At 53.1% G+C, this 8581-nt stretch carries 5 protein-coding genes; all 5 read right to left on the reverse strand.

Features of this window, described 5'->3' with window-relative positions; translation table 11 throughout:
• Nucleotides 1-35: 35 nt before the first annotated feature.
• The gene (locus tag ACW14G_RS14935; RefSeq protein ID WP_419057126.1) at nt 36-2000 is read right to left on the reverse strand and encodes a T6SS effector phospholipase Tle3 domain-containing protein; all 1965 of its coding nucleotides are present in this window, start codon (nt 1998-2000) and stop codon (nt 36-38) included.
• Between the two features lie 13 nt (nt 2001-2013).
• Nucleotides 2014-2760 (reverse strand): T6SS immunity protein Tli3 family protein, encoded by a 747-nt coding sequence (locus tag ACW14G_RS14940; protein ID WP_419057125.1) that lies wholly within the window; start codon nt 2758-2760, stop codon nt 2014-2016.
• Between the two features lie 16 nt (nt 2761-2776).
• Nucleotides 2777-5266 carry a type VI secretion system Vgr family protein gene (locus ACW14G_RS14945; protein WP_419057124.1) on the reverse strand — a complete coding sequence of 830 codons (2490 nt, stop codon included), beginning with the start codon at nt 5264-5266 and terminating at the stop codon, nt 2777-2779.
• Entirely contained in the window at nt 5263-7914 is a 2652-nt protein-coding gene (gene tssH / locus ACW14G_RS14950; protein ID WP_249022944.1) for a type VI secretion system ATPase TssH, read from the reverse strand. Before tssH ends, ACW14G_RS14945 begins: the two co-directional genes overlap by 4 nt.
• A 172-nt stretch (nt 7915-8086) precedes the next feature.
• The gene (gene hcp / locus ACW14G_RS14955; protein ID WP_159378585.1) at nt 8087-8578 is read right to left on the reverse strand and encodes a type VI secretion system effector Hcp; all 492 of its coding nucleotides are present in this window, start codon (nt 8576-8578) and stop codon (nt 8087-8089) included.
• Between the last annotated feature and the right edge of the window lie 3 nt (nt 8579-8581).

Consider the following 8581-nt stretch of genomic DNA (forward strand, 5'->3'; position numbering starts at 1 on the left):
TAAAATTAAAGTGCATGCCTCGTTAACTGTTGATGTTATTTTTTAAGTTGAAGCCGTTCCATTTCATGGGTTCTCTTTTCTGTGGCATCGCTTGCCACATCTCTTCTTATAATTGCAGGCATAGCAGGGATCGTGAGTTTTCCCGTCCAGTAATAATCATCACTTTCCAGCCAGTCAGCCTGATAACGTAATTCAGCAAGACTTTCTTTGTCCCAGGAGTGCCAGCAATAACCAACTGGCAAATCATAGGCAACAACCCGGCTCATAAAATGTTCATTCATTGGCAATGTGCTGTGATCTGTTGGTCGCTGAACATAGGTACGAACATCTTCCAACATTTCTTCTCTGGATTGTTTTTCATATCTGTTACGATCCTCTTTTTCTCCCGGCCCAGGCAAATTAATCCCAGAGGGTTCTTTGAGTTTCATTTTTTGATCAAAATAACCATAAAGGGAAATGTAGTAGCGATAGTCATAATCAACAGGTTTGCCAGAATAAATATCTCCGTTATGGATCGTATCAGCATCGATCTGGCCGTATCCAAATCCAACTTTACCGGTTTGCTTTTCTTTACTCCGGTAATTTTCATCAAAATTTTCTAATTCTTTCGCGGTCAGGGGTTCAGGAACCAATGGGCCATTGATTGTCAATTTCTGCCCACTAACCGGTTCAGGCCATGTCAATTTTTCCATTATTGTGGTCGTGCTATCCCAGAATGGCTTCCCATCACCAAGGTCGCTGAAATGAGTCTGAGTGTCAGGTATGTTGCCGCAAGGGGTATTTCGCCCAAGCATACGTACGTATAAGGTGTCACCAGCGGTATTAAACAGGGGGTGAGGCTCTGTAAAATTACTACTTTTAGTATTTGGCAACCCCTGCCAGCCAATACTCCGAAGGGGTGAAGAGCCCATTACGCGATCATGAGGGTTACAGTAGATCCAGGTGGTTCCATGGTTATCACGTTCCTGTACACCTCCGTGAGTTTTACCTTCCGGCGTCCAGCTTTCACCATCACAGCTTGCTCCGGCAAGTAATCTATTACATCCTTGCTTTTTTAAGCGTGTTTTGTTTTCAGCCACTTTCTTAACAATATCGGCAAATGTCGCCTCTCTGGCTTCTTTACTGATGATCTCATTCATGGGATATGAAATATAGGTTGTCATTTCATTATCCAGCGCATAGGGTGAATTCATCACAAACAGTGCATCCGGGGCTTCGATTGCAGCTGCGGCCAGGGCAACCATGGTTCCCTGACTGTGTGACAGCACCGTCACTGTATCTTCAGAATGTTTATCACGAATAGTTTTAACGAGCTTTGCCAGACGACCTGCTGCATGAGCATAATAGTGACGCGGTGGGGCTGCTGTAAGAAGTCTGTCGCGTTCACCGTTCAGTAACTGCGTGCTAAATGGCACCGGAATGCCCAGTGCTGAAGGCCAGTTATCAAACCCTTTTTCACTCCATAAGCTGACCAGTTGGTTGCAGCCATTCTGGAAAGGGCCGCCTCCCCAGTAAAAGGGGCCTGATCTTTTTCGCTGTTCAGGCGTCAGGTCGTAATAATTATCACCCTTTTTATTTTTTAGCGGAATAGCGTATTTATCGGTTTCATTATCCGCCGCGCGGTACCCCCAGTAGAAACGGATAACAGGAGAACGACCCTCCACAGTCATTTTTCGTGGAGGCACTACCCAGGTGGTGTGTTCATCATTCCAATGACCATTTTCATATTTGTTCCCCTGTAACCGAAATTGCTCATCTAAAGATGTCAATCCCAGTCGTTTATTCAATCCGTCGCATAGTGCCTTTTCAGCATGGTCATACCATTCACCCTCAGAATTTACTCCATGAACGAATATAATCAGCCCGGGAAATTGTAATGGAGGTTGAACCTCTGCATTAACTTTAACATTTTTATGTGATGTAACAGAATATGAGAAGGGATTGCCATTATCTGTAGTATAAACCTCAACCTTTCGTGTAGGGGACATTTTGTTGGTCATTTGACACTCCTTCCTACTGTTTTCTTGGTTCGAGTTTACGATCACATTGCATAATTTCCTGGGGTACCTGAGAAACGTCAAAAGAAAGCTCTGGTTGATAAATTGGTCCTGTTACCCCAGGGTAGGCAGGATTAGATTGTTTGGTGGCCGGACTAAATGTCCATTTCAAGGCATACGCACTAGTCGGAGTTCGTTCCTCAAAAGCGTACTCAATCATATAAAATCCATCATTAGTTACCAGCATGTCATAGTTTTTTGTATCACCATTCGGATCTTGTGTATTTGAACCATACGTCACTGAGCGTACTGTTTTCCCCCCATCTGTTGTTACTGCAACAATGTTCAAACATCCTTTATCCGACCCCATGCAAGCAGCTTTATTATTATTTCTCGTCATTGGAAAAGCCAAATAATCATCACGGTTTGACAACCAGAACAGCCGTCCTTTAAATAAATAACCTGACGAAGGTGATATTTGTGTATGAATCCCTTTCGCTTTGTTGTTATAGAAGGTTTTGCCATTTTCGCATCGGGTATACTCTTCAAGCGTAAAATAACGATCTTTATCAATGCGATATATTATCTGTGGCGGCCCATAAACCACTGGTTGCTGCTTTTCCTTTTCCGGTTCTTTCTGCGTATTACTCATTGCAGAAAAAGGGTTCACTAAGGCAACTCCGCCTCCATACGGACCCGCTACACAACCACTCAGAACAAACACAACATATATCAAGCAGAACCGCATAATCAGATTTATCATATCTCTGTTCCTTTCTTTATTTCTTCAATACGATCTTCAGTCCATCAATCGATTTTGACATTATTAATGATGAGTTTCCTGAACTATCTGTGACACCAGACAGAATTTTTCCATCCGGCATATGAATATCATAATTCTGATTTGCCAGCGGCTTACCTGAAACGGGATGTGTAATAACAAATTTCTCATCAAACGTTGAGGGTTCAAACGACTTCATCACCCCCTGCATACTGCCTGAGCCCGCCTTCCTGATGCCCGTGTTCTTAATCAGCAGTTTACCCGGCCCACCAATTTCAACATTCCCGCCCTTGATTGTGATATAGCCACCGCCGCATATCAGTGTCAGTTCATCCTGTGCCGTCACGACCATCTTCTTCCCACTCGAAATATGCGTGTCCTGCGTGGACCAGGTGGTGAGGTTTCCGCCCTGAGCCTGAATATCTATATCGTTTTGCGAGCTGAACAATTTTGCCCCTTCACGACTGTACAGACTGAGTTGTTTACCGGCCGCCAGCGTGAAGTTCTTCTGCACGCCCACATCCAGTTGTTTACCCGCAGTCAGCGTCAGATTATCACTGGCTGATAGCTGCATATCCTCACCGCTCACCAGTGCCATTCCTTTCGGGGCACTCCCCAGGATAACTTCCTCATGTAATTGCTCGATTTTTTGTTTCAGAAGTTTTTGTTGGCGGCCGACGTCGGCAGCCAGTGCCTGTGCCTGCTGTGCGCTGGCGGCAAGAGATTCCATTTCAACTAATGCTGCTGAAAGCCGTGCGAGCGCGGGTTCCATATCAAGAACCTGCCCCTGTGCCGCGCTCTGCCCGTCAGCACTGATAAAAATCCCTTTCTGCGCCCGTATCGCCCCCCAGCTATCCGTGCGAAGCTCAAACCCCTCGCCCCGCTTCTGTTTCTCACTGTCGACCAGATGCCCGAGATTGAGCTGACTCTTCCCGCCGTACTCCGTGCTGACCTTGATATGCTCTTTCCCGCGCTCGTCATCGAGGCGGATTTTGTTGTTCGCCGGGGTGCGCAGCACGTTACGTTTATAGTTGCGGATGGTGACGTGGTCGCCGTGCGCCGAGTCGTGCAGGACTCCGGAGATATACGGTCTGTCCGGGTTGCCGTCCTCAAAACCAATCGCCACTTCGGTGCCCGCCAGCAGCGGCAGGTGCAGGCCGTAGGTGTCGCCGGCGTACGGGCGCGACTGGCGTACCCACAGGCTCTCGAAGCCGGTTTCCCAGCTGTCCCGGTCAAACAGCATGTTGACGCGGTAGCGGCCGTCCTTATCGATATGCCCGTAGGTGTCGTTTTCCGTGGTGCTGGTGACGCGAGCCGGGAGCGTGCCGGCCATCACCGGGCGGGTGCCGGGTTGCGGGCGGAAGCTGAAATCGGCGCTGTCCGGGATGCCGTTAAACAACACACCAAAGTCTGTATCGCGACGGGCATGGCAGTGCATCGACGTCACCACCACACCTGCTGTAAACACCTCCGCCACTTCATAGCCGCCGGTCACTTTCAGCACCTGTCCCGGCGAGAGCGTCGGACAACTGGTGAGCGCCTGAGCCTGAGTCTGGCCGTTCAGATAGCGCTCATGGCGGATACGGGCGTAAAACGCCCCGGACTCCGGCGCTGGGTTGCGGTCATAAGCGCTGCCCGGCGTCAGATAGTTGTCCGCGTAGTGGTAGGCGTCGCCGTAGGTGGTATCGTCGCCGCGGGTGGCATCCACTCGCGTGTTCATGTTTTCCGTGGCCTGACGGTAATTATAATCGCGGGTGCTGACCTGCTTTTGTACGACCTGGTGATGGCACTCCATCCCCCACACCGCGTCCACACCCTGCGAATGCTGCCCTGACGGTGGAATCGACGGCAGCGTCAGCCCTTTCTCATAACCCTGCTGATCGTCATAAAATGCCACCACGTCAATGTTCAGGCGCGTGTCGGTGGTGAAACGAAACCAGACGCCCACCTCGCCCAGCAGGCGGGTGATAAAGTGCAGGTCGTCCTCGCCGTACTGCATCACCTGCTCACGGCGCGGGTACTCTTTGGTTAGCGAAAACAGGAAATCCTGTCCGCGCATGTTGTGACGCTCGCGGAGAATTTTCTCGACGATTTGCGGGACCGACATATCCTGGTAAATCGCGTTCTGGTGCGAGCGGTCGAGCAGCGCCAGACGCGGCTGCAACGTCAGGGCGTAGTGGGTTTCATCCTTCGAGGTGCGAAGACGTTCAAAACCGGTGACCACTCCCTGAATCACCCGCACCGGCTGCTGAATTTTAATGCCAAAACCCTGATCGACCGGGGCCTGCAGCGTCAGCGACGCGGCTTTCATCAGCATCGTCTCTTTGCTGATGGCATGGTCGGGGCTGGTGAACTCGATACGGTAGCGAAACGGCGTGCTCAGCGCTTCGTCGCCTTCAAACGCCAGCACGTCGAGGGCGGACTCACAGCCTTTAACCACCAGCAGGTGGTGGTTGTGGCTGAACAATATCGGCAGGCTCATGCTCATACGCGGCCTCCTTCAGGCTGTGCAAATTCCAGCGCAATCCCCTCTTCTTCACTCCAGCTCAGGGTCAGCGACTGCGGTTTTTGTTTGGCGGCCATATGCGCCAGCAACTGCTGGCTCAGCACCGGCAGGATCTGCTGGTTAAGCAGGCTGTCAACGTTACGCGCGCCGGTATCCGGCAGCAGGCAGGCGGCGGTCAAGGCATCAAACAGCGTGCTGTCGATATGCGTCGTCAGCCCATAATGACGGTGCAGACGCTGGCTTACCTGCCCCAGTTTCATCTCGACAATGGTACGCATCGCCGTTTCCGCCAGCGGCCGATAAATTACCGTCTGGAAGCGGGCCAGCAGCGCAGGCTGGAAGTGGTCACGCAGAATTGGCCGCAGCAATTCGTGCAGTTCGCCTTCGCTGGCTTCCGGGCTTTCCGCCAGCAGTTGCATCAGCGGGTCGCTGCCGAGGTTCGAGGTCATCAGAATCACCGTGTTACGGAAGTCGATTTCACGCCCTTCACCGTCGCGCATAAAGCCGCGGTCGAACACCTGATAAAACAGGTTCATCACATCGCGATGCGCTTTTTCCACTTCGTCGAGCAGCACCACGCTGTAGGGGCGCTTACGCACGGCTTCGGTGAGGATGCCGCCCTGACCGTAACCAACATAGCCGGGAGGCGATCCTTTCAGTTGGGATACGGTGTGCGGCTCCTGGTATTCAGACAGATTGATGGTAATTAGCGACTTCTCGCCGCCGTACATCACATCGGCCAGCGCCAGCGCGGTTTCCGTTTTACCGACGCCGCTTGGGCCAACCAGCAGGAATACGCCCTGCGGACCGTTCTCCGAAGTCAGGCCTGTCTTAGCGGCGCGCAGCCGCTGGGCGATAGCGGTCAGCGCGACATCCTGCCCAACCACGCGCTTGCCGATTTCCTTTTCCAGGCTCAGCAGTTCGCTCTGTTCATCCTTCATCAGCGAGGAGAGCGGCACGCCGGTCCAGTCGGCAATCACATTGGCGACGGTGCGGATGTCCACATCCACCGACAGCAGCGGGTCACTGTGCTGCATATCGTTGAGCGCTTGCTGAAGGCGATGCGTTTCGCTCTGGCGCGAGATATCCCGGCGGCTTTCAAGCAGTTGCTCAGTCAGTTGAAGCTCAAGGTCGTACTGACTTTCCAGGGCTTCAAGCGCCGCAACAAGCGTGTTTTCTTCGCGCTCAATTACCGGCAGGCGTTCTCCATGGTATTGATTGCCAACAGCAATATCTTCCAGCAGCGCCTGTTTCTCGATTTCAAGGGCGGTGATTTGCGCCCGGATGCGGGTTAGCTGCTCCGGCACCGTGTCCAGGCTCATGCGTACGCGGGCCGCGGCAGTATCGAGCAGGTCAACGGCTTTATCCGGCAACTGGCGGCCAGTCAGGTAGCGGCGGGAGAGCGTGACGGCGGCGCGAACCGCGTCGTCGGTAATATGCACATTGTGGTGTTCGGCATAGCGTGATTTCAAACCGCGGAGCATCAGGCAGGCGGTATCATCATCCGGCTCGTCCACTTTCACCATCTGGAAGCGGCGCTCCAGAGCGGCGTCGCGCTCGAAGTACTGCTTGTACTCGCTCCAGGTTGTGGCGGCGATAGTGCGCAGTTCGCCGCGCGCCAGCGCAGGTTTCAGCAGGTTAGCGGCATCCGCGCCGCCGGCCTGGTTGCCAGCGCCAATAATGGTGTGCGCTTCATCGATAAACAGCAAGATGGGCACCGGAGACTGCTGCACCGCATCAATCACGTTTTTCAGGCGCTGTTCGAATTCGCCCTTCACACCCGCGCCCGCCTGCAGCAGGCCGAGGTCGAGCGTACGCAAAATCACAGGTTTGAGGGACTCCGGCACGTTGCCTTCGGCAATACGTAGCGCGAGTCCTTCCACCAGCGCAGTTTTGCCGACGCCGGGTTCGCCAACCAGAATCGGATTGTTCTTGCGGCGACGGGAGAGAATATCCACCATCTGGCGGATCTCCGTATCGCGCCCAAATACCGGGTCGATTTTACCCTCTTTGGCTTTGGCGGTGACATCGAGCGTGAATTTATCCAACGCGTTTTGCAGCGCCGGGTTCAGCTCGCCCTCCGGAGTGTTTACCCCAACCGGGCGACCAACAAATTCTACGTCGCCCGCGGGGTGCGCCAGTTCGGCTTCGAGCTGTGCTTGCGGACGTTCTTCAGACTGGGCGTCCAGCAGCGGGCGCAGGCGCTCAAGCTGGCTCTGACCCAGCGTCAGCAGCGGCCATAAATCATCGCAGTGAACAAGTTTCGGGCTTTCAATTAACGCCATCAGCAGATGCAGACTGCGGATGTGTTCCTCGCCCTGCAAAGAAGCGGCCATCCACGCCTGTTTTAAGAGCGCGTTAAGTGCGTCGGAGAGCTGCGGACGTTGGCGCACCGAGCGCGGCAGCGCGTCCAGCCAGCCCAGCAGCGCCTGCCACATGTCGTCCATGTCCCACTCGTAGCGGCGAGCCAGCACAGTGATGTCACCTTCGCCCTGCTCCAGCAGTTTCAGCAGCCAGTGCTCCGGCAGGATTTCAGCATGCGCGCGGGTCTGACACAAGGAAGCGGCCCCTTCCAGCGCGCGGGCGCAGTAAGGATTGAGGCGACGTAACAGGACGGCTGAGTTTTCCATTTTTCTCTCTCTTGATGATTCCCGGGCACGCTACCGCCCTTCGCTTTCCCTTTTAATAAGGCACCCAAAGCGCATCAGGTCAGGCAGGCAGATTGTGTGATTCTTTGCTCAATGCCTGTCAGGACAGGCGCTCAGCAAAAAACTGCGGACAGCGAAACTGTCCGCATCGGTCTTACGCGGTGGCGCGTTCGTTCCAGGAATCGGAATGAATGATGTTGCCGTCTTTGTAGGTCCAGGTGATTTTTTCGTAACGCAGTTCAATCTGCTCGAGGTGATTGTGCTTCTCGAAAGAAGGATTCTTGATGTCGTGCATCACAGGATTCACTTTCACCACTTTCACGTTCTCAAGTTTGGTGTTGAAGTACTCCACTTCCTGACCCGCGTCGTTAATTTTGTACCACTTGAATTCCGCAGACTTGAGGGTCTGACCGGTGGTGACCGCCTTGTACAAATACGGGCTGGAAGAGTCGATTTCTTTGGTGAACAGGAACGGGGTGTGGATACGCGTACCGGTCAGCTTGCCGGTATTGTTATCGGTTGGGATGTACAGGTTATGCTCCTGCGCCACCACTTCGATACTGCCTTCACGATCCTGAACGTCTACAGAACCTTTAATGTCCGCGCCGCCGTCGTCTTTCAGCCAAAGATAAACAGGAATTGCCATGGA

Source organism: Kluyvera sp. (assembly GCF_965301105.1).